The sequence below is a fragment of the Modicisalibacter coralii genome (genome assembly GCF_004117855.1).
Classification (GTDB): domain Bacteria; phylum Pseudomonadota; class Gammaproteobacteria; order Pseudomonadales; family Halomonadaceae; genus Modicisalibacter; species Modicisalibacter coralii.
Window position 1 is genome coordinate 54,872 of the sequence record NZ_QWBW01000012.1, and the last position, 20,611, is coordinate 75,482.

Annotated in this window: 18 protein-coding genes; 4 read left to right on the forward strand and 14 right to left on the reverse strand. The window is 69.4% G+C overall.

Annotated elements, in window-relative coordinates:
* Positions 1-23: 23 nt before the first annotated feature.
* From yccS to D0901_RS07650, 4 genes are all read right to left on the reverse strand, one after another.
* The gene (gene yccS, locus D0901_RS07635) at positions 24-2,243 is read right to left on the reverse strand and encodes a YccS family putative transporter (protein ID WP_129139815.1); all 2,220 of its coding nucleotides are present in this window, start codon (positions 2,241-2,243) and stop codon (positions 24-26) included.
* Between the two features lie 254 nt (positions 2,244-2,497).
* A complete protein-coding gene (locus D0901_RS07640) occupies positions 2,498-2,854 on the reverse strand; it encodes a hypothetical protein (protein WP_129139710.1) in 357 nt (118 codons plus the stop codon).
* A gap of 106 nt (positions 2,855-2,960) precedes the next feature.
* A complete protein-coding gene (locus D0901_RS07645) occupies positions 2,961-3,338 on the reverse strand; it encodes an HU family DNA-binding protein (RefSeq protein WP_267899211.1) in 378 nt (125 codons plus the stop codon).
* A 7-nt stretch (positions 3,339-3,345) separates the two neighbouring features.
* Positions 3,346-4,506, reverse strand: coding sequence for an FAD-dependent oxidoreductase (locus D0901_RS07650; RefSeq protein ID WP_129139711.1), 1,161 nt, complete (start codon positions 4,504-4,506; stop codon positions 3,346-3,348).
* A gap of 159 nt (positions 4,507-4,665) precedes the next feature.
* Between D0901_RS07650 and D0901_RS07655 the strand changes: the two genes are divergently transcribed.
* The 4 genes from D0901_RS07655 to phoR all read left to right on the forward strand — a co-directional run bounded on the left by D0901_RS07655 (position 4,666) and on the right by phoR (position 8,375).
* Complete coding sequence (locus D0901_RS07655) at positions 4,666-5,139, forward strand: chorismate--pyruvate lyase family protein (RefSeq protein WP_129139816.1); 474 nt, start codon at positions 4,666-4,668, stop codon at positions 5,137-5,139.
* A gap of 30 nt (positions 5,140-5,169) precedes the next feature.
* A complete protein-coding gene (ubiA, locus tag D0901_RS07660) occupies positions 5,170-6,069 on the forward strand; it encodes a 4-hydroxybenzoate octaprenyltransferase (protein WP_129139712.1) in 900 nt (299 codons plus the stop codon).
* A gap of 287 nt (positions 6,070-6,356) precedes the next feature.
* Positions 6,357-7,046: a phosphate regulon transcriptional regulator PhoB gene (gene phoB / locus D0901_RS07665; protein WP_129139713.1), complete on the forward strand. Its 690-nt coding sequence runs from the start codon at positions 6,357-6,359 to the stop codon at positions 7,044-7,046.
* Positions 7,047-7,055: 9 nt separating this feature from the next.
* Positions 7,056-8,375, forward strand: coding sequence for a phosphate regulon sensor histidine kinase PhoR (gene phoR, locus D0901_RS07670; protein ID WP_129139714.1), 1,320 nt, complete (start codon positions 7,056-7,058; stop codon positions 8,373-8,375).
* Between the two features lie 12 nt (positions 8,376-8,387).
* On the opposite strand, the gene D0901_RS07675 is transcribed toward phoR, so the two are convergent.
* From D0901_RS07675 to D0901_RS07720, 10 genes are all read right to left on the reverse strand, one after another.
* Complete coding sequence (locus tag D0901_RS07675; RefSeq protein ID WP_129139715.1) at positions 8,388-9,179, reverse strand: ABC transporter ATP-binding protein; 792 nt, start codon at positions 9,177-9,179, stop codon at positions 8,388-8,390.
* A 1-nt stretch (position 9,180) separates the two neighbouring features.
* Positions 9,181-10,209, reverse strand: a complete 1,029-nt coding sequence (locus tag D0901_RS07680) for a FecCD family ABC transporter permease (protein WP_129139716.1) — start codon at positions 10,207-10,209, stop codon at positions 9,181-9,183.
* A complete protein-coding gene (locus D0901_RS07685; RefSeq protein WP_129139717.1) occupies positions 10,202-11,188 on the reverse strand; it encodes a FecCD family ABC transporter permease in 987 nt (328 codons plus the stop codon). Before D0901_RS07685 ends, D0901_RS07680 begins: the two co-directional genes overlap by 8 nt.
* Positions 11,185-12,117: an ABC transporter substrate-binding protein gene (locus D0901_RS07690; protein WP_129139718.1), complete on the reverse strand. Its 933-nt coding sequence runs from the start codon at positions 12,115-12,117 to the stop codon at positions 11,185-11,187. The genes D0901_RS07685 and D0901_RS07690 overlap by 4 nt, the downstream gene beginning before the upstream one ends.
* Positions 12,118-12,127: 10 nt before the next feature.
* Positions 12,128-14,203, reverse strand: coding sequence for a TonB-dependent receptor (locus tag D0901_RS07695; protein ID WP_129139719.1), 2,076 nt, complete (start codon positions 14,201-14,203; stop codon positions 12,128-12,130).
* A 260-nt stretch (positions 14,204-14,463) separates the two neighbouring features.
* Entirely contained in the window at positions 14,464-15,189 is a 726-nt protein-coding gene (gene cysZ / locus D0901_RS07700; protein WP_129139720.1) for a sulfate transporter CysZ, read from the reverse strand.
* 83 nt (positions 15,190-15,272) lie between these two features.
* The gene (gene phoU, locus D0901_RS07705; protein ID WP_129139721.1) at positions 15,273-16,001 is read right to left on the reverse strand and encodes a phosphate signaling complex protein PhoU; all 729 of its coding nucleotides are present in this window, start codon (positions 15,999-16,001) and stop codon (positions 15,273-15,275) included.
* 22 nt (positions 16,002-16,023) lie between these two features.
* Positions 16,024-16,797 carry a phosphate ABC transporter ATP-binding protein PstB gene (gene pstB, locus D0901_RS07710; protein WP_203234829.1) on the reverse strand — a complete coding sequence of 258 codons (774 nt, stop codon included), beginning with the start codon at positions 16,795-16,797 and terminating at the stop codon, positions 16,024-16,026.
* Positions 16,798-16,884: 87 nt separating this feature from the next.
* Entirely contained in the window at positions 16,885-18,429 is a 1,545-nt protein-coding gene (pstA, locus tag D0901_RS07715; RefSeq protein WP_129139723.1) for a phosphate ABC transporter permease PstA, read from the reverse strand.
* Positions 18,426-20,582: an ABC transporter permease subunit gene (locus tag D0901_RS07720; protein WP_129139724.1), complete on the reverse strand. Its 2,157-nt coding sequence runs from the start codon at positions 20,580-20,582 to the stop codon at positions 18,426-18,428. The genes pstA and D0901_RS07720 overlap by 4 nt, the downstream gene beginning before the upstream one ends.
* Positions 20,583-20,611 lie beyond the last annotated feature (29 nt).

Here is a 20,611-nt window from a genome sequence, read left to right on the forward strand (position 1 = left end):
CTGAAAAGGACGGTCCGGCCCCGTCAGACCGCCTCGGCGGCCGGCGTCTCGTCGTCGGCTTCGACCGGCCGGGCCACCAGCCGCGCGGCGGCTTCGCTCAGCGGCACCAGTTGCCGGCTGAGATGCAGCAGCTGGGTCTGGACCACGCGGCGTTCGTCGTCGGCGTCGTCCCGGGCAGCGACGGGCTCGCGCTCGAAGATGGCGACCAGGGCGTCCTGCTCGTCACGCGGGTCGGCGATGGGCTCGCGGGCCTGCAGGCGGGCGGCGATGGCATCGAGGTCGTCGGCGAGCCGCCGCGCGGCGGCGTAGAGCTCAGCGTCGTCCGCACTGGCCACCAGGGTGCCCCGGTGAGCCCCCAGCGCGGAGAGATATCCCAGCAGGGTGTGCGAGACGACCAGAAAGCGAAAGCCCTCGTCGGCGTCCTTCTTGCGGTAGTGCCCGGGTTCCTGAAGCATGTTGCCCAGCACCGTGGAGAGCGCGGCGTCGGCATTGTGGGCGTTGCGTCGCGCCAGCCGGTAGGCGAGATCGTCCTGCTTGCCGCTCTCGTACTGGTGGATGATCTCGCGCAGGTAGGCGGTGCTGTCGGCGAGCGCCCTCGACGCGACCTTGTGCAGCCGGCGCCCCTGCCAGTCCGGCAGGATGAAGAACACCGCCAGCCCGGCGATCAGGGCGCCGACCAGGGTATCGAACAGGCGAGGCAGGATCAGGTCGAAGCCATCGCCGACCTGGTTGAAGCTCGCCAGCACCAGCGTGGTGATGGCCGCGGTGGCGACGATGTAGTGGCGTTCGCGGTTGGCGAAGAACACCACGCCGGCGATGACCGCGATCAACGACTGCACCAGCGGGTCGGGAAACAGGCTGATCAGCGCCCAGCCGACCACCAGCCCCAGCACCGTGCCCTGGATCCGCTGGCGCAGGAAGCGTCGTGTGGCGCCGAAGTTGGGCCGACACACGAACAGCGTGGTCAGCAGGATCCAGTAGCCCTGGGTAGGGTGCACCAGGTGCAGCACGGCGTAGCCCGCCAGCAACGCGATGGGCAGGCGCAGGGCGTGGCGGAAGGTCGGCGAGCCCGGCGTCAGCTGCAGGCGCACGCGCTCCCAGGCGTCCGTGATGCTGCGCGGCGAGCGATCGAACAGGCTGGCGTCCTGCTCGTCGACCGCCGCGTCCGGGTTCTGGGCGCTGGAAAGCTGATTCTCCAGCGTCGTCAGGTTGCGCGCCAGGGCCTGCAGCGAGCGCAGCAGCAGCGTCCAGTCCGGGTTGCGCTGCGCGCGCAGGTAGACGATCGAGGCGTGCAGATCCTCCAGGGCCTGTTCGCTCTGGTCGTGATCGAAGGGCTGGCGCAGCAGCAGGGCCCGGGCCAGCCGCTTGCAGGCGCGGCCCTGCTGGTCGAGCAGGCGCTGGCAGCGGAACAGCACGTCGTGGTGGAAGAAGGCCTCGGCCAGCGCCGAATAGGGGTAGTGCGAGGCGCTGACCCGTTCGTGGATGTCCTGGGCGATGAAATAGAGCCGCAGGTAGCGATTGAGCTTGCGGCTGCCGCGCTGGCCTTCCAGGCGCCGGAAGATCATCTCCTTGGCCTGGTTGAGGGCGGTAACGACGCGGCCGTTCTGGCGCGCCAGCGCCACCCGGCGCTCCTCGACGTCGAGCCCGCGCAATGGCTCGAACAGGGTCGCCTTGATGATCAGGTACTCGCCCAGCTCGCGATAGAGCTGAGCCATGCTCTGCTTGAGCGGCTGGCGCGAGAACAGCGCGCACCAGATCACCGAGATCAGCCCGTACCAGGCCGCCCCGCCGACCAGCAGCAGCGGCTGACGCCAGACATTCTCGCTGGTCCCGCCGTGCTGCTCGATGCTGATCATCGAGTAGACCGACAGGATCAGCGTCGCCGAGGCGATGGTCGCGTAACGCGGTCCCACGGCGCCCAGCATGATGAAGACGAAGGCGGACAACGCCAGGCCGGGCGCGAACAACCATGGCCAGGGAAACAGCAGCTCCACCGAGAGCGAGGCGACGGCGAAACACACCAGCGTGACCAGCAGCGCCCGGACCCGCCCCTCCCAGTTGTCGTCGGTCTCGGCCAGGGCGCTGGCGATGATGCCGAGGAACAAGGGTATCGTCAGCGCGATCCGGTCCAGATGCCAGCCGAGGGCGATGGCGCCGCCGAGGGCGAGGAACACGCGCAGGCTGTAGGCGAACTTGTCGAGCGTCCACAGGCGACGCAGGGATTGGGCGAGCGAATCGGGAATCTCGGTATCTCCGGGTCGTGACCGTGGGGCACGCTTGCCTGCCGGGGCGGTGGCAGACACCTGGCGCGGCGCTGATGCTCTTAAACTTTAGTATAACGTCTTGTGGCTTATCGGCGGCAACAGCGAGCGCTTTACCCGGGGCGGACACGCTGGGCGGGGACGCAAGGGTACACAGTCACACCTGAGCCGTGCGGTCTCGGACGTCGGCCCGAGCCGGTTCCTGCGGCTCGGGCGCGCGGCCGCCAGGCGATTGGTCAGAGGTGCTTGAGCAGTGCCTGGAGGCGATTGAGATCCCGGGAATCGCCGACCAGCCGCAAGCGCCCGTCGATCAGGCCCTCGCGGAAGGCCCGCTGGGAGGGCTTCTTCAGGACCGCCAGGGCGGCCTCGGCGTCGCGAAAGCGCAGTTCCAGGTCGAGATCCACCGGCAGGCCCGGGGCGCTGGCGACCCGCTCGGCGTTCATCCGGTAGTGTCGGGCGATGGACAGATCCTCGGTGGCGATGCCCCAGTCCAGCCGACCGCGTTCGCGCAGGGCGTCGCGAAACGCCGTCCGGCGCCGCCGCGCACGCTTGAGCATCCAGCCGAGCAGCCACAGCATCAGTCGAAGCTTCATGGCGCATCCATGACGTCAGAGGAGGAAGGGAGAGCCGTCGCCTGGGCGACGGCTGGCGGGAGGGCCCGAACACGCTGACGGTACCGGGCTCTCTCCCGCGGCGGTCTTACTTGGAGACGGCGTCCTTGAGAGCCTTGCCGGCCTTGAAGGCAACGGTCTTGCTGGCCGGGATGGTCAGCGACTCGCCGGTCTGCGGGTTCTTGCCGGTACGGGCCGCCCGCTCGCGCACGGTGAAGGAGCCGAAGCCGATCAGTGAAACGTCCTGCCCCTTGGCCACGCTGCCGGTGATCTCGTCGAGAATCACGTTGAGCACCTGACTGGCCTTGTCCTTGGAAAGATCGGCACGCTCGGCAATCGCCGCCGCGAGTTCTGGCTTGCGCATATAGCCCTCCTGAAATGTGGCAGTGAAGACGGCAGCCTCGACTACCGTGGGTCTTGTTGTTCGTGACTTAGGTCGACGCGAACCCGCAGGTCTGCGGGGTATGACGCAACTAGATTAGCAACGGCGGCGCGGCCCGCGCCAGTTCGACTTTCCGCCGCACGCAGCGTCCAGTCAACGCAAAGCCCAACAAACGTCCGTTCTCGTCTTCCGCCAGGGCACTGAGGTCGACGTCCTCGCCCTCGATCCGCCAGCGGTGGGGAACTTCCCGCGGGGGCAGGGCGACCACCGGGCAACAGGGGGTCTTGACGATCACCGGCCAGGGTCCGTAATTCACCGCGGTGGGCGTACCGGCGAGCGTCGCCGCCAGCGCCTTGGCGCTCGCCTGCAGCGGCTGGACATACATGGCATTGACGCCGTCCACGCAGGCCACGTCGCCCAGCGCGTAGATCCCCGGCGCCGAGGTGCGCAGGTAGCGGTCGGTATGAATGCCCGCCGCACTGCTGGTGATGCCCGCCCGCTCGGCGAGCGTCGTGCGCGGTGCGAGGCCGGTGGCCACCAGCACCAGGTCGGCATCCAGCGCATGGCCGTCGTCCAGGGGCAGGCACACGTCGCCACCGTCGAGCGACGGGGCCGTCACGCTGCGCCCCAAGTGCAGCGCGATACCGGCGCCGGCGAGCTCGCCGGCCAGCGCGTGGCCCAGCGGCTCGGGGAGCAGGCGCGCCAGTGGCGCTCGCTCGGGGGCAATCATCGCCACCGCGTGGCCGCCGGCGGCCAGGTCGTTGGCATATTCACAGCCCACCAGCCCGGCACCGACGATCGCGACCCGGGCCGGCCGACCGACGGCCTCCAGCGCGGCGTGAAAGGCGCGGTAGTCGTCGAGATCGTTGATGGTGAAGACCCGTCCGGCGAGCGCCGCGTCGATGGCGAAGGGCGGTTGTGGCGCGGCGCCGGTGGCGAGCACCAGCTCGTCGAAGGCCAGCCTCTCGGTGCCGAGGTGCAGCTCGCGCGCCCCCGGGTCGACGGCATCGACCCGGGTATGGGTACGCACCACCAGGTTCAGTTCGTCGGCGAGCGCCAGCGCCGAGCGGCTGGCCAGGGCGTCGGGGGCCAGCCCCTTGGCGAAGCCGGTGGACAGCAGGGGCTTGGAATAGTCGTCGCCACTGTCGGCGGTGATCAGGGTGATCGGCCGTTGCGGCTGGTGGCGACGCAGGGCACGCGCCAGGCCGAGACCGGCCATGCCGCTGCCGAGCAGGATCAGAGGTGAGCTCATGCGGTTCCCTGGCATGATGATTCGAGGGTGACGGGCGATGAATGCCGCCATGGTACACTATCGCGTCCCATTTCCGACCCGGAGGCCGCCGTGCCCGAGGCGACATCCCTCCCGGCGAACGTCCCCCACTGGCGCCCCGCCGCGGCCTGGCGACCGGCGATGAGCGCCGCCTGGTGGCGCTGGCTGGCCTCGCGCGACTCGCTGACCCGGCGGCTGATCGCCGCGGCGCCACAGGGCTTCGCGGTACGCCTGCTCGCCCAGCGGCTCACCTGCCCGCGCCGCGACGAGGCCGTCGCACTGGGCATCCCCGCAACGCGCTACGTATGGTGCCGCGAAGTCGCGCTGTGCAACGGCGACACACCCTGGGTCGTGGCCCGCTCGGTGGCCCCGCTGGAGCGCCTGGGCGGCCAGCGTCTCGGCCAGCTCGGCGAGCGCTCGCTGGGCAGCTGGCTGTTCCGCCAGCCGGGTCTCGAGCGCGGGCCGATCGAGATCACCCGCAGCGCACCGCCCTTCCATCCCGCCACCGGCCCCTGGGGGCGCCGCTCGCGGTTTCGTCACGGCCGCTTCGAGGTACTGGTCCAAGAGTTCTTCCTAGCGCGCATGGCGGATGAACTGGCGCTACCCAGACGCTAGACTGGGCGACGTTTGCCACCGGAGATCACCATGTCAGACAGCCCGCGTCCCACGGGGGCGGCGCGTTTTCATCCCGCGCGCCTGCCCGCCTTCCTGCATTTGACCCGGCTCGATCGGCCGATCGGCACCTGGCTGTTGATGTGGCCCACGCTGTGGGCGCTGTGGATCGCCGCCGAGGGCCTCCCCGAGCGCGCGACGCTGCTGATCTTCGTCGCCGGGGTCTACCTGATGCGCGCCGCCGGCTGCGTGATCAACGATTACGCCGACCGTCACTTCGACGGGCACGTCAAGCGCACCCGCGACCGCCCGCTGGCCACCGGTCGCATCGGCGAAGGCGAGGCCCGGGCACTGTTCGTCGCGCTGGTGGCCGCGGCCTTCGTGCTGGTCTGCTTCACCAACGCCTTCACGGTGATGCTCTCGGTGGGCGGCGTGGCGCTGGCCTTCGTCTACCCGTTCATGAAGCGCTACACCCACTGGCCGCAGGCGGTGCTCGGCGCGGCCTTCTCGTGGGCGATCCCCATGGCCTTCGGCGCCGTCCAGCAGCAGGTGCCGGTGGACGCCTGGCTGCTGTTCTTCGCCAACGTGGCCTGGACGGTGGCCTACGACACCGAATACGCCATGGTCGACCGCGACGACGACCTGACGATCGGCATCAAGTCCACCGCGGTGCTGTTCGGCGCCTACGACAAGCTGATGATCGGCCTGCTGCAGCTCGTCACGCTGACGCTGCTGGCGGTGGTCGGCGCGCACCAGGCGCTGAACGGCTACTTCTGGGTCGGCCTGGCGGCGATGGCGGCGATCTTCGTCTACCAGCAGTGGCTGATCCGCGACCGCTCGCGGGAGCGCTGTTTCCGGGCGTTTCTCAACAATCACTGGGCGGGGCTGGTGCTGTTCGCGGGGATCGGCCTGGCGCTGTGGCCGGTGGTGTAAGAGTTCATTTCCAAACCCTCTGATGGTGGGCGCCGGGGGCAGGGCAAAGCGAGGGTCCTTTGCCATGGACGGCAAAGGTAGCGCCCAGGGAGGGGTTTACAGCGCCCTCGCGACGCCCTGCCGCCGGAGAAGCCCACGCCGCCTACCGGTTGTGAAAGGCCAGCATTGCGCCCGCGGCACGTTTGTCACAAGCTTGTCACATTAGCGCGTTGTAATCGTCATCGTCCTGTCACTGCCGGATGCTCGCCAATGGAGGACGAGATCCGCCACCGCACGAGGCCAGGGGAATGACATCCAAGACCGTGCTCATCGTCGACGACGAGCCCTCCATTCGCGAGATGATCGCCGTGGCGCTGGAGATGGCCGACTACCGGGTACTGGAGGCCGACAACGCCCAGGACGCCCACGCCCTGATCGTCGACGACCAGCCCGACCTGCTGCTGCTCGACTGGATGATGCCCGGCACCAGCGGCATCGAACTGGCGCGTCGCCTCAAGCGCGAGGAGACCACCGCCGAGCTGCCGATCATCCTGCTCACCGCCAAGAGCGAGGAGGACAACAAGATCCTCGGTCTCGAGGCCGGTGCCGACGATTACATCACCAAGCCGTTCTCGCCGCGCGAGCTGGTGGCCCGGCTCAAGGCCGTGCTGCGCCGGACCACGCCGCGTGGCATCGAGGATGCCGTCGAGGTCGAGGGGCTGATGCTCGATCCGGCCAGCCATCGGGTGTCGTCCCACGGCCAGGCACTGGAGATCGGCCCCACCGAGTACCGTCTGCTGCAGTTCTTCATGACCCACCAGGAGCGCGCCTATACCCGCGGTCAGCTACTCGATCAGGTGTGGGGCGGCAACGTCTACGTCGAGGAGCGCACCGTCGACGTGCACATCCGCCGCCTGCGCAAGGCGCTGGGCGAACCCCACCAGCATCTGATCCAGACCGTGCGCGGCACCGGCTACCGCTTCTCGGCAAGAGGCTGACCCCGGCCGATGTACTACTGGACCAACGAACTCTGGCGACTGGCCTATCTGGTCGGTGGACTGGGGGCGTTGGGCTGGGTGCTCGATGCCCCCGGCTGGGGGCTGGCCGGCGGCCTGGGGCTGTTCGTGTTCATCCACCTGCGTCACCTGCGCGAACTCTACGTCTGGCTGACCTATCACCCCGGCCGCGAGCCGCCGGTGGGCAGCGGCGTGTGGGGCGACCTGTTCGACCGACTCTACAAGTACCAGAAGACCCAGCGGATGACCCAGGAACGGCTGCGCGACGTGATCCGCCGCGTCCAGGAGTCCTCCGAGGCGATGCGCGACAGCGTGGTGATGCTCGACAGCCGCGGCGACCTGGAGTGGTGGAATACCGCCGCCGAGCGGATGCTCGGTTTCCAGACCCGCCACGACCGCGGTCAGCACATCACCAATCTGCTGCGCGACCCGCGCTTCGTCGACTACTTCTACGCCCGCGACTATCGCGAGCCGCTGACCCTGCCCTCGCCGATCCGCGACGACCTGGTCCTGCAGTTCCAGATCACCCTCTACGGCGACGACGAACGCCTGGTGATGGCCCGCGACATCACCCGCCTGCACCGCCTGGAGCAGATGCGCCGCGACTTCGTCGCCAACGTCTCCCATGAGCTGCGCACGCCGCTGACCGTGCTCGCCGGCTATCTCGAGACCTACACCGAGTACGCCGATCAACTACCGCCGCGGTGGCGGCGCGGGCTCTCTCAGATGCAGGAACAGACCACGCGCATGCAGAATCTGGTCAACGACCTGTTGCTGCTCTCGCGGCTCGAGACCGATCACCAGACCGAGCGCTCCACCCCGGTGGCGATCGACGACCTGCTGGAGAGCGTGCGCCGGGATACCGTCGCGCTCTCGGAGGGACGCCACAGCGTCCATGTCGAGATCGAGGATCCGCGCCGGCTCTCGGGGGTCGAGCAGGAACTGCGCAGCGCCGTCTCCAACCTGGCGTTCAACGCCGTGCGTTACACCCCCGAAGACAGCACCATCACCCTGCGATGGCGCGCCTGGCAGGAGGGCGCCGCGCTGGAGGTCGAGGACGACGGCGAGGGTATCGATCCGGTGCACATCCCGCGGCTCACCGAACGCTTCTACCGCGTCGACAAGGGCCGCAGCGCCGCCACCGGCGGTACCGGCCTGGGCCTGGCGATCGTCAAGCACGTATTGCTGCGCCATGACGCACGCCTGGAGATCGACTCCAATCCCGGCGAGGGCGCGCTGTTCCGCTGCGTGTTCCCCGCCGAGCGGCTGATCGAGGCCGACCCGGCGCTGGCCGACGCACAGCGGGCCTGACGGCCGAGCCACTCACGCGTCCCGCTGCTTGCCGAAGGGTATGCACAGCGGCGTGTGAAAGAACGGATCCTCGATCACCCGGCACTCCAGCTGGAAGATCTCGCGTACCCGCTCGCGGGTGATCACCGCCGGCGGCGCCCCCTGGGCATGAACCCGGCCATCGCGAACCGCGACGATGTGATCGGCGTAGCGACACGCCAGATTGAGGTCGTGCAGGACCATGACGATGGTCTTGCCGGCCTCGCGGTTGAGCGACTTCAGCAGCTCCAGCACTTCCATCTGATGGGTCAGGTCGAGAAACGAGGTGGGCTCGTCGAGCAGCATCAGCGGGGTGTCCTGGGCCACCGCCATGGCAATCCAGGCCCGCTGGCGCTGACCGCCGGAGAGGGTTTCGACCCGACGTTGCGCCTGGTCGCGCATGGCGGTGCGTTCCAGCGCGTCATCGACCCGGCGCTCGTCCTCCTCGGACCACTGCGAAAGCCAGCTCTGATGCGGGTGGCGCCCGAGGCACACCAGCTGGCGCACGCTGATGCCCTCCGGCGCCACCGGATGCTGCGGCAGCAGCGAGAGGACCCGCGCCACGGCCCGGGTCGAACGCCGGCGAATGTCGTGGCCATCGAGGCTGACCTGGCCCTGCCAGGGATCGAGCAGGCGCGCCAGCGCCTTGAGCAGGGTGCTCTTGCCGCAGCCATTGCTACCGACCAGCACCGAGATGCGCCCCTCCGGCAGGTCCAGCGACAGATCGCGCAGGATGGTCCGGCGCTGATAGCCCAGGGTGAGTCGGCGTGCGGAAATCGTCGTCATGCTAGCTTGCCTGTCGCAGCAGGAGTCCCAGGAAGAACGGCGCCCCGATGGCCGCCACGAAGATGCCCGCCGGCAGGTCCAGCGGCAGGCACAGCGTGCGCCCGGCCAGGTCCGCCAGCATCACCAGGCACGCGCCGAGGACGCACGCCATGACCACCTGCGCGGCGCCGGGGGCCCTCACCAGGCGCCGCGCCAGGTGCGGCGCGACCAGACCGACGAAGGCCATCGCCCCGCCCCAGGCCACCGCGATACCGGCCAGGCTCGCCGCCAGGATCATCAGCGCGGCGCGCACGACCTGTACGCGCACGCCGATGCCGACCGCCAGGGCGTCGTCCAGCGCGGCCAGCAACGCGAAGCGCACCAGCGGTGCCATGACCGCCACGGCGAGGGCGAACCACAGCGCCAGTTGGCCGACATCCGGCCAGTTGCCGCCGTAGACGCTGCCGGTCAGCCAGACATAGGCCGACAGCGTGGTCGACAACGGGCTGGAGACCAGCACGAAGGTCGTCACCGCCCCCAGCAGCGCGGAAAGGCCGATACCCGTCAGCACCAGCCGCAGCGGCGTCACGCCGCGCCGCCAGGCCATCAGATAGACGACGCAGGCGGCGAACAGCGCGCCGCTGGCCGCCGCCAGCGGCAACCACCGGCTGCCCAGGTCGGCGGCCAGAAACGCGAAGTAGCCGACCGCCGCGGCGCTCGCGCCGCTGGTCACGCCCAGGGTGTCGGGCGAGGCCAGCGGATTGCGCATCACCTGTTGCAGCAGCCAGCCGGACAGCGCCAGCGCGCCGCCCACCAGGGCGCCCAGCAGGGTCCGGGGCAGGCGCAGTTGCCAGACGATCAGGCCAAGATCGCTGTGCGGCGTGGCCAGTGCCGAAGCCAGCGCGCCCGGGGCCAGCGGAATCCGGCCCAGCGCCAGGCAGGCGAGCAGCGTCAGCCCCGCCGCTCCCAGCACGATCAGCACGCGCCGCCAGGGTCGCCAGACGACGGCCCGCGAGAAGCCCCCGAGTCGCAGCGCGCCGACCTCAGCCATGCGCCGCCCCCTGGCGTCTCAACAGCGCCATGAACACCGGCGCGCCGACCAGCGCGGTCATCACCCCGATCGGCACCTCGCCCGGCAGGATCAGCGTGCGCGCGGCCACGTCGGCCAGCAACAGCAATATCGCGCCCAGCAGGGCGGCGACCGGCAGCCAGTGACGATGGTCCGGCGTCGACACGCGTCGCGCGACGTGCGGCACGATCAGTCCGACGAAGGCGATGTTGCCGGCCATGGTCACCGCCGAGCCGGCCAGCGCAACGACCAGCACGATCGACACGAGCTGCAGCCGGCGTACCGCCACCCCTGCGCCGATCGCCACCGCCTCGCCGGCGGCCAGCACGTTCCACGGTCGCAGGCACGGGCCGCACGCCAGCAGCGCGGCCAGCGCCAGCAGCATCAGCGGCCAGACATCCGCCAGCGGCCGCCCGGACACCGAACCGGCCAGCCAGAACAGCACCGCGTCCAGGCCCTGCTGGTCGATCACCAGCAATGCCTGACTGAAGGCCTGAAAGAGCGCGGTCAACGCGGCGCCGGCCAGGATCAGCCGCAGCGGGCTCGACTCGCCGGGCCGACGCATGGCGATCCAGCCCACCAGCAGCGAGGCCAGCGCGGCGCCGGCGAAGGCACCGACGTTGGCCAGCCATCCCGGCAGCGCGCCGCCCAGGGTGACCAGGACGACCACCGCGAACAACGCGCCGGCGTTGATGCCCAACAGGCCGGGCGACGCCAGGGGGTTGCGGGTCAGGGTCTGCATGATGCCGCCCGCCACGCCCAGGGCGGCGCCCACCGCCAGGGCCACCAGCGTGCGCGACAGGCGGGTGGTGCGAACCAGCAGGGCGTCGACGTCGGTCGGCGACGGCGCCCACAGGGCCTGCCCGACCGTCAGCGGATCGAGCCAGCGGGCACCGGCCATCAGGCTCAACAGCACCGCGCCCGCCAGGACCGCGATCAGCGGAAGCAGCCGTCGACTCATGCCCGGCCCTCGTCGGCCTCGTCCAGCCAGGCCGCCACGTCGTCGAGCATCGCGAACACGCCGAGGATGCCGCCCGAGAGACTCCACGCCACCGGATCGACCGACCATACCCGGCCGTGGCTCGGCGCGGACAGCCGTTGCCACAGGGGGTGGCCGCGCAGGCGCCGATAGTGCGCCACGGCGGCCTGACTGCGCGACCGGTCGAGCACGAAGAAGACGTCGGCATCGAGCGCCGGCAGGCTCTCGACCCCGCCCACCTCGAGGATCACGCCGTCGGCGTCGCGCGCGGCCCGGTTCCAGACGAAGCCGAGATCGGCCAGTACCGAGCCGCCGAAGCTCGAGGCCAGGTAACTGCGGATCGCATTGCCGCGAATGTCCAGCAGCGACACGCTCAGCGGCCAGCGATCCGCGAAACGCGCCCGCAGGCGACGACGCAGTGCCGTCATGCGGCTCGCCAGGCGCGCCTGCAGGTACGCCGCCCGCGGCTCGCGATCCAGTACGCCGGCCAGGGTCGCGAGGGTGCGCCGGTAGTGGTAGATGTCGTCGAGCATGGCCACCGGCGCCAGCGCCGAGAGCAACGGCGCGATGCGCTGGTGACGAAAGCGCGAGGCGACGATCAGGTCGGGCTCGAGCAGCGCGATGTCCTCGAGACTGGGCTGGGTTTCCAGCCCGACCAGGGTCACGCCGTCGAGCGCCTCGCGCAGGTAGGGGTAGATCGGCTTGTCCTGCCACGACTCGACCACCCCCACCGGCGTCACCCCCAGCGCCACCAGCGTGTCGGTCGCCCCCTGGAACAGGCTCACCACGCGGACCGGCGCGGCCTTCGAACGGCCCCCGGCCAGCGCCGGCAAGGCGCCCAGGGCCATCAGCAGGCCCAGGAAACGCCGTCGCGACGGCGCATCCGGCAAGACGTCCTCACAGCGACTCATGGGACCGGGCTCAAAAGTCGACGCTGTAGCCCACACGCAGCGTCCGGCCACGACCGGCAAAGTAGCGGTCGTTCATGTAATCCGCATTGGCGCTGTCCAGGGCGCTCTGGGAGTAGTAGGTGATGTAGCGCTTGTCGAACAGGTTGGCCACGGCGAGATCGACGCGCCCGACCGGCAAGCGATAACCGACCGCCGCGTCGACCAGGGTGTAGCCGTCGAAATCCAGATCCCAGCCGTTGGCGCTGTCGTCGAAGTCCTTGTCGAAGGCATGGTTGACCTGGATGAAGGTCGACCACCGGGGCGTCCAGTCGGCCGACCAGCTGGCCACCAGACGATCCGGCGCCACGTTCAGGCCGTTGAGCCGGGCGTCGAGGGTGCCGTCGTCGTTGCTGTCATAGCGGCCACGCATGTGCGAGTAGGCCAGTCGCGAGCGGTGGCGCTCGTTGAACCGGTAATCGAGCGAGGCTTCGATACCCTCGATCTCGGTCTTCTCGCGCTGCATCTCGAAAACGCCGTCGTTGGTCGTCAACCGCGAGCCGAAGTCGGAGGAGGAGAGGTAGTAGCTCAACTCGCCGCTGAGGCGCCCGTTGTCGTAGCGGACGCCGGTCTCGATGTTGTCGGTGACGATCGGGCGCAGGTTCTCGATGTCACCGACCGAACTGCCCGGCGTGTCGATGCCGCGCAGTACCCGCCCGACGTCGGGAATGGTGAACCCTTCCGAGTAGTTGGCGAACAGGCTCCAGTCGTCCACCGGCCGCCAGATCACCCCGGCGTTGAACAGGGTGTCGTTGAAGCTCGGCGAACCGCCTTCGACATCGACGCCGTTGTTGGCCGCCACGGTACGGTAGCCGTCGATGTCGAGCTTGGCATATTCATAACGCGCGCCGGCCGAGAAGGTCAGGGCATCGACCGGACTGAAGTCGACCTGCATGAAGGGGGACAGATCGGTGTAATCCACCGGCGGCACGTAGGTGCGGTCGGTAAGCCACAGATATTGCTCGGTCTCGTCGCGCAGGACGTCGAAACCCAGGGTCAGTTTGACTCGATCGGCCCACAGGTCGTCCCTGGTCAACGACGACTTGATGCCGTACTTGCGGGTCTCCGCCATGGACTGGTCGTAGAGCGTGCCCACCGGGGCAATGGCGGGATCCTGGAAGCTGCCGGAGTCGGTGGCACCGAACAGCGATTCGTAATCCTGGTAGAAACCGAGCACGTTCAGATGCATACCCGCGAGATCGTAGTCGTCCCAGGTCAGGCCGGTGGTCCACACCCGGTTGAAGGGGGCGTCCCCCGGCGGATCGCCGCGCTCCGAGGTGGTGGCGATGTCTGCCTGGCGATCGCCGGTGACGCTGAGGTACTCGTCCTCGCCCTCGATGCGATAGTGATTGACGCTGAACTGCAGACGGCGGTCGTCGCCGAACCAGTAGGCGACCTTGCCGAACAGGTCGTAGGCCTCGGAATTCATCAGGTCGCCCTGAGTATTGTCGACGCCGACCGGACGATCGTCGCCATCGAGGTACAGCCCGCGGTCCTCGTAGCTCATGGAGAACACGTAGTCGGCCGCTCCCCGGTTGCCACTGAAACCGTAGTCGGTGCGATAACTGGCGGTGTCGGCATCGAATTCCGAGGTCGGCGTGGTGACCCGGGTCTCGAAGTGCTGATTGAACGAACCGGGTTCCGGGCGCCGGGTGACCAGATTGATCACGCCACCTGCCGCCCCCAGGCCGTTGGTGGCATTCGCCCCCTTGATCACTTCGATGTGGTCGACCATCGAGAAATCGATGGTATGCAGTTCGCGGCCGGTGGGACGCAGCGGATTGGACTGCGGAATGCCGTCGATCAGGACCAGCGGCGTACGCCCCCGCAGGGACTCGCCGCTGCCGCTCATCTTCTGACGGGGCGGCGCATAGCTCGGCAGCAGGTTGCTGAGTATCTCGGACGAATCCGAGGTGATGCGCTGTTGCTGTTCCAGTTCCTCTCGGGTGATGAGCCGTATCACCTGAGGGGTGTCTTCTCGAGTCTCGCCCGAGCGGGTCGCCGTCACCACCAGTGGGTCCATCGCCATGTCGCTGGCCGCCTGCGCCATACCGCCGCCCGTGAGAAGGCCACAGCCAACCACGAGAGGAATTGTCGTCTTTCGCATGATCCTTGCCCTGTGTCGCATTCTTGGCGCTCTTCGTGGGGTCGCGTCGCGACGACAACCCTACCAGGCAAGAAGCGAACATCAAGACAAATGATAACAATTTTTATTCAAATAAAAGCCATGAGTGACATTGACTTCAGACGACCCGCCATCACCAACGGCATGAGCCGGCAAGCACGGCGGCGTGCCGCCGCGCCCACACCTCATTGCGCGACCGGCAGATCCCGATAATGCTGCTGCCACATCAGTACCGCGCCGGCCACCGCGCCGGGCAGCAGCAACAGGTTGAGTACCGGCACCCAGCTCGCCGCCATCACCCAGCCGCCGAAGGTCAGCGTCGGCCACCAGCGCGCGCGCAGGCGGCGCTTCATGTCGGCGAAGCTGACCAGGTTGTTGTCCATCGGGTAGTCGAGGTAGGTGATCGCCATCATCCACGCCGAGAACGCCGCCCACAGAAAGGGCATCACCAGGTTCAGCCCGGGGACGAAGCCCAGCAGGAACAGCAGCGCCATGCGCGGCAGGATGTAGGCCAGCTTGACCAGCTCGCGGCCCAGGGCGTCGATGGCGGTACGCGCGAAGCCGCGATCGTCGAGCGGGGCGCGCCCGGTGACCCGGCGCTCGACCTTCTCGGCGAGAAAGCCGTAGAAGGGCGCGGCGATCAGGTTGGAGACCAGCGTGAAGGTGAAGAACACCACCACGGCGAGACTCACCACCAGCAGCGGCCAGATCAGCCACTCGAGCCAGTTCAGCCACTCGGGGACCTTGAGCATCCAGTAGTCGAGCCAGCCGCCGAAATTGTCGAGTAGATAGACGATGGTGCCGACGTAGAGCAGCAGGTTGGCGACGATCGGCAGAAAGACATAGCGCCGCAGGCCCGGCGAGAGCACCAGACGGGTGCCCCGGGACAGGGCGGTGAGAGCATTGAGCATAGCGCGTGATCCGAGCGGCCTGACGAAACGGCCGTCGCACGGGCGACGGCCGGAAGACGCTGGCGGGCTCGCCCGCCAGGCCGCTAACCTTTGCGCTTCAGAGTCTCGTCGTCAAGCGACTCGACGTCGCTGTGGCGGATGTCGAGCCCCTTGACCAGGTAGATCACGTACTCGGCGAGGTTGTCGGCATGATCGCCGATGCGCTCCAGGGCACGCAGGATCCACATCACGCTGAGGATCGAGGTGATCGAGCGCGGATCCTCCATCATGAAGGTCACCAGCGAGCGCATCGCGGTGGAGTACTCGCTGTCCACGGCGTCGTCCTCCTGGACCACCTTGAGCGCCAGCTCGGTGTCGAAACGGGCGAAGGCGGTCAGGGCGTCGCGCACCATCTTGCGCACGTGTTCGCTGATGTGACGGACCTCGACGAAGCCGCGTGCGGTGAGGCCCGACTCGGCCAGCGACAGGGCGTTGCGGGCGATCTTGCTGGCCTCGTCGCCGATCCGCTCGAGATCCGAGGTGGCGCGGATCACCGCCAGCACCAGCCGCAGGTCGGAGGCCGCCGGCTGGCGGCGTGCCAGGACCCGCGTGCATTCCTCGTCGATCTTGAGCTGCATGTCGTTGACCGCCCGGTCGTTGTCGGTCACGCGCTCGGCCAGACGGCTGTCGCTGTCGAGCAGCGCGGCAATCGCATCCTGCACCTGCTTCTCGACCAGCCCGCCCATCGCCATCAGATGGGTCTTGAGCTCCTCGAGCTCCTGGTTGAACTGGTTGGAAATGTGCTGGCTGTGGGTATCGCTGGTGATGTCCATGATTCCTCCGGGGCCGCGCCGCTCAACTCATGCGGCCGGTGATGTAGTTCTCGGTCCGCGCCAGGCGCGGGTTGGTGAACAGACTGTCGGTGGCGCCGTACTCGACGAGTTCGCCGTCGTGCAGGAAGGCGGTGTAGTCGGAGACCCGCGCGGCCTGCTGCATGTTGTGAGTGACCAGGACCAGGGTCAGCCGTGACTTCAGCGAGCGGATCAGTTCCTCGATCTTGAGCGTCGAGATCGGGTCCAGCGCCGAGGCCGGCTCGTCGAGCAGCAATACCTCGGGCTGCACCGCCAGCGTGCGGGCGATCACCAGGCGCTGCTGCTGGCCGCCGGAGAGCCGCCAGGCCGAGGTGTGCAACTGATCCTTGACCTCGTCCCACAGCGCCGCCGAGACCAGCGCCCATTCGATCACCTCGTCGAGGGTGCGCTTGCGCTTGATGCCCTGCAGGCGCAGCCCGAAGGCGACGTTGTCGTAGATCGACATGGGAAAGGGGTTGGGGGTCTGGAAGACCATCCCCACCCGCCGGCGCAGCTCGGCGACATCCACGTCCGGCGCATGGATGTCCTGGCCCTCGAGCCGGATTCGCCCCGCGCGGCCGACTGTGTCGTCGAGGTCGTGCAGCCGGTTCAAGGCGCGCAGCAGCGTCGACTTGCCACAGCCCGAAGGCCCGATGAAGGCCGTCACGGCGTGGCGCGGAATCGCCAGCGTCAGGTCGCGCAGTGCCGGTCTACCGTCGTAGGCCAGGCTCAGACCGTCGATCGCGAAGCAGCTCGCCGCCGCGTCGAAATCGGTGATCTCGGCGGACGCGCCGCGTGGGCTCAGGGTCACGGACAAGACGATCCCACCTCCCGGACAAGCACGGATATCCGCGGCGACGCGCGCTCAGTGGCGCAGGGCACGATGCCGCTGGCGCAGATGATGCCGCAGAAAGATTGCAGTTAGATTAAGCACCACGATGACCGCAACCAGCAGCAGCGCAGTGGCGTAGACCAGCGGCAACGCCTGCTCGGCGTCGGCGCTCTGGAACCCCAGATTATAGATATGGTAGCCGAGGTGCATGAACTTGCCGTCGAGGTGCAGGTAAGGAAACTCGCCGTCGACGGGCAACTGCGGCGCCAGCTTGGCCACCCCGACCAGCATCAGCGGCGCCACCTCGCCGGCGGCCCGCGCCACGGCCAGGATCACCCCGGTGAGCATCGCCGGCATGGCCATCGGCAGCACCACCCGGGTCAGCGTCTCGTAGTGGGTCGCGCCCAGCGCCAGGGCACCCTCGCGCTGGTGATCGGGAATCCGCGCCAGGCCCTCCTCGGTGGCCACGATCACCACCGGCAGAGTCAGCAGCGCCAGCGTCAGCGCGGCCCACAGCAGCCCGCCGGTGCCGAAGGTCGGCGACGGCAGCGCCTCGCTGAAGAACCAGCGGTCGAGCGTGCCGCCGATCCCGTAGACGAACACCCCCAGCCCGAACACGCCATAGACGATCGACGGCACCCCGGCGAGATTGCGCACCGCGATGCGCACCGCCCGGGTCACCGGCCCCTGGCGGGCGACCTCGTGGAGATACACCGCGGCGAGCACGCCGAACGGCGTGACCAGCAGCGACATCAGCAGTACCAGCAGCACGGTGCCGAAGATCGCCGGCCACACGCCGTCGCTGCCGTTGGCCGAGCGCGGCCCCTCGCTGAGGAAGGCCCAGACCCGTCGACCCCACAGTCCAAGCTTGTCGAGAGTCCCCATGGCGTTGGGCCGCCAGGCATCGAGCACCGTCGCCAGCGGCTGCTCGAGCCGGCGCCCATCGACGCTTTCCAGCACCAGGCTGTCGCGGGCCAGCGCCTCGCGCAGCCCGGTCAACGCATCGCGGGCCCGCTCGAACGCCGCCCGCTGCTCGGCGCTCGCGGTGCCCGCCGCCAGCTGGCGGGCCAACGGGGCAATGGTCTCCCGGCGGCGGGTCTCGATCGTCTCGCGCAGCGCCCGGGCGCGGGCCAGGCGGGTTTCCAGCGCCTGCCAGCGCCGGGCGCTGCCGGCCGTGGCATCGATCACGGTCGTGTCCGCTTCGCGCACCGCGACCAGCCGGCCGATGAAGGGCCCCCAGCGTTCGCGCTGGAGTTCGAGCAGATCCCCCGGGCGGGTGCGCGAGACGATGTCGCCGGCCTCCAGCCAGCGCCAGGTGCGGCCGTCGAGGTCGCGATTGCCGGTGCGATAGAGCCACTCGTCACGCCCGTCGCGGGTCGTGACATGGCGCACCGGCTCGCCGGCGATCACCGCGCCGTCGGCGAGCGTCACCCGCTCCAGCGATGCCGGCCAGAAATGCGCCAGCCCGCGCCCAGCGATCAACATCAGCAGGGCCACGACCATCAGTAGCGACACGGCGACCCCACCCGCCGCCAGCCACGGCCAGCCGCCCTCGCCGCTTGTCCGCCAGCGTTTCATCCCACGGCTCCCAGCCGCCGCCAGCGGCGCCGCAGCCGCTGGCGCACCAGCTCGGCCAGGGTGTTGACGCAGAAGGTGAAGACAAACAGCACCAGGGCACTCAGGAACAGCACCCGGTAATGGCTGCCGCCGACGGCGGCCTCGGGCAGCTCGATGGCCAGGTTGGCGGCGATCGAGCGCAGTCCCTCGAAGGGGCTGACGCCGAAGATCGCGGTGTTGCCGGTGGCCATCAGCACGATCATCGTCTCGCCCACCGCACGCCCGGCCCCGATCATCACCGCCGAGAAGATGCCCGGACCGGCCGCCGGCAGCCAGACCCGCGTCAGCGCCTGCCAGCGGGTCGCGCCCAGTGCCTGGGCGCCCTCGTCGAGGCTGCGCGGTACGTCGGAGAGCGCATCCTCGGCCAGGGCATAGATGGTGGGAATCACCGCAAACCCCATCGCCAGCCCGACGATCAACGCATTGCGGCTGGCATAGTCCAGTCCCCAGCGATCCTTCAGCCAGCCCGGCAGGTCGCCGGCGAACAGCCAGCCCTCGATCAGCGGTGACACGCTGAACGACAGCCAGGCCAGCAGCGCCAGCCAGGGCACCAGCCAGAGCCCCGCCGCGGCCAGCGGCAGGCACCGGCGCGCGACGGCCGGCAGGCGGGCCTGGAGCATTCCGGCCACCAGGGTCCCGACCGGCAGCACGACCAGCAGCAGCAGGGAACCGGCCAGATGGCGGTCGACCCAGGGGGCGAGCACCAGCCCGGCGACGAAGCCGATCACCACCCCGGGCAGCGACTCCATCAGCTCGAGCGCCGGGCGAACCCGGGCGCGCAGTGCCGGGCCCATGTAGGCCGCGGTATGAACCGCCGCCGCCAGCGCCAGCGGAACGGCGAATACCAGCGCCCAGAAGGCCGCCTTGAGCGTCCCCCAGGCCAGCGGGGCGAGCCCGAAATGCGCCTCGCTTTCGGGGCTGCTGACGTTGGCCTGCCAGCGCTGCCGGGGTTGCATATGCCCCTCGTAGAGCACCGGCGTCCACAGCGTGCGCCAGGAGACCTCGGCGTGTCCGGCAGCGAGTGTCAACGTCTTCAGGCCGTCGGCGGCCAGCCACCACAGGCGGCGACCGTCCGCCGACACGGCCAGCGCGAGCGGCGACTCGGCGGCGGCCGGCGCCCCCTGCCAGACGCGGCCGTTGAGGGCCTGATAGAGCGCCAGCCCGCCGTCGGCGTGCAGCGCCACGGCCAGGCGCCGGCCGGGCACGGGCACCAGGCGCGTCACGGCGGTGGAATCCCCGGAGACGGCGTAATCCGGCGCCGCCAGCAGCGGCTCGGCGTCGTCATGCCGGTCGAGCCAGCGGTGCACGCCGCCACGACTGTCGCCGACGAGCAGGGTCTCGCCGCCGCTCAGATAGCTCAGGGCGGTAATCCGGCGATCGTCGGGCAGCACCGGAAGGCGGCCCAGCCTGCGCGGCTCGCCCGCTGCCAACGACCACACGGCGAGTTCGTGCCCGTCACCCAGCACCAGTCGACCGTCGGGGTCGAGCGCCAGCGCCGAGGCGGCGTCGGGCAGGACGAAACGCTCGACCGCCTCGCCGTCACCGCGCAGCACGGCGACACGGCCCGCGGCGTCGCGCCCCGCCAGCCACCAGCGCTCGCCATCGCCGGCCGACGCCAGGGCAGCGATGGTCTCCCCGGCGAACAACGTGTAGCGCCGGGTGCCGGGCCCGTCGGGACGCGCCTCGGCGCGTCGCGGGACGCGTAACACCTCGCCGCCGGACAGGGCCAGCACGAGGGCATCGGGCCCCGCGCTCAGCCCGGTCACCGAACGGCCATCGAGCCGCTCGGCGGGGATCCGTGCGGCATCGATGGCGTCCGCGCCCGGGGCGATGCGGCGATAGCCGCCGTCGCGATCGATGACCAGCACATCCCCGGCCGCCGTGGGCACCAGACCCACCGCCGCCCCGGTGCCTTCGAGATCACGCGAGGCCTCGGTCGTCACGCGGGCCGGCGCGAACAGCGGCACGACCTCCACGGCGAGGAACACGCCGATCGCCAGCACGGCGACGATCACGCCCAGGCCCCCCGCCCGGATCGTCCCGGCGGCGAGACGATCGCGCAGACGACGCCAGCGGCGATGCAGGCGGTGGGACGGGGTCGGAAAATCAGGCATGCATCACGAGGTGGGTGCGGACGAGGGTA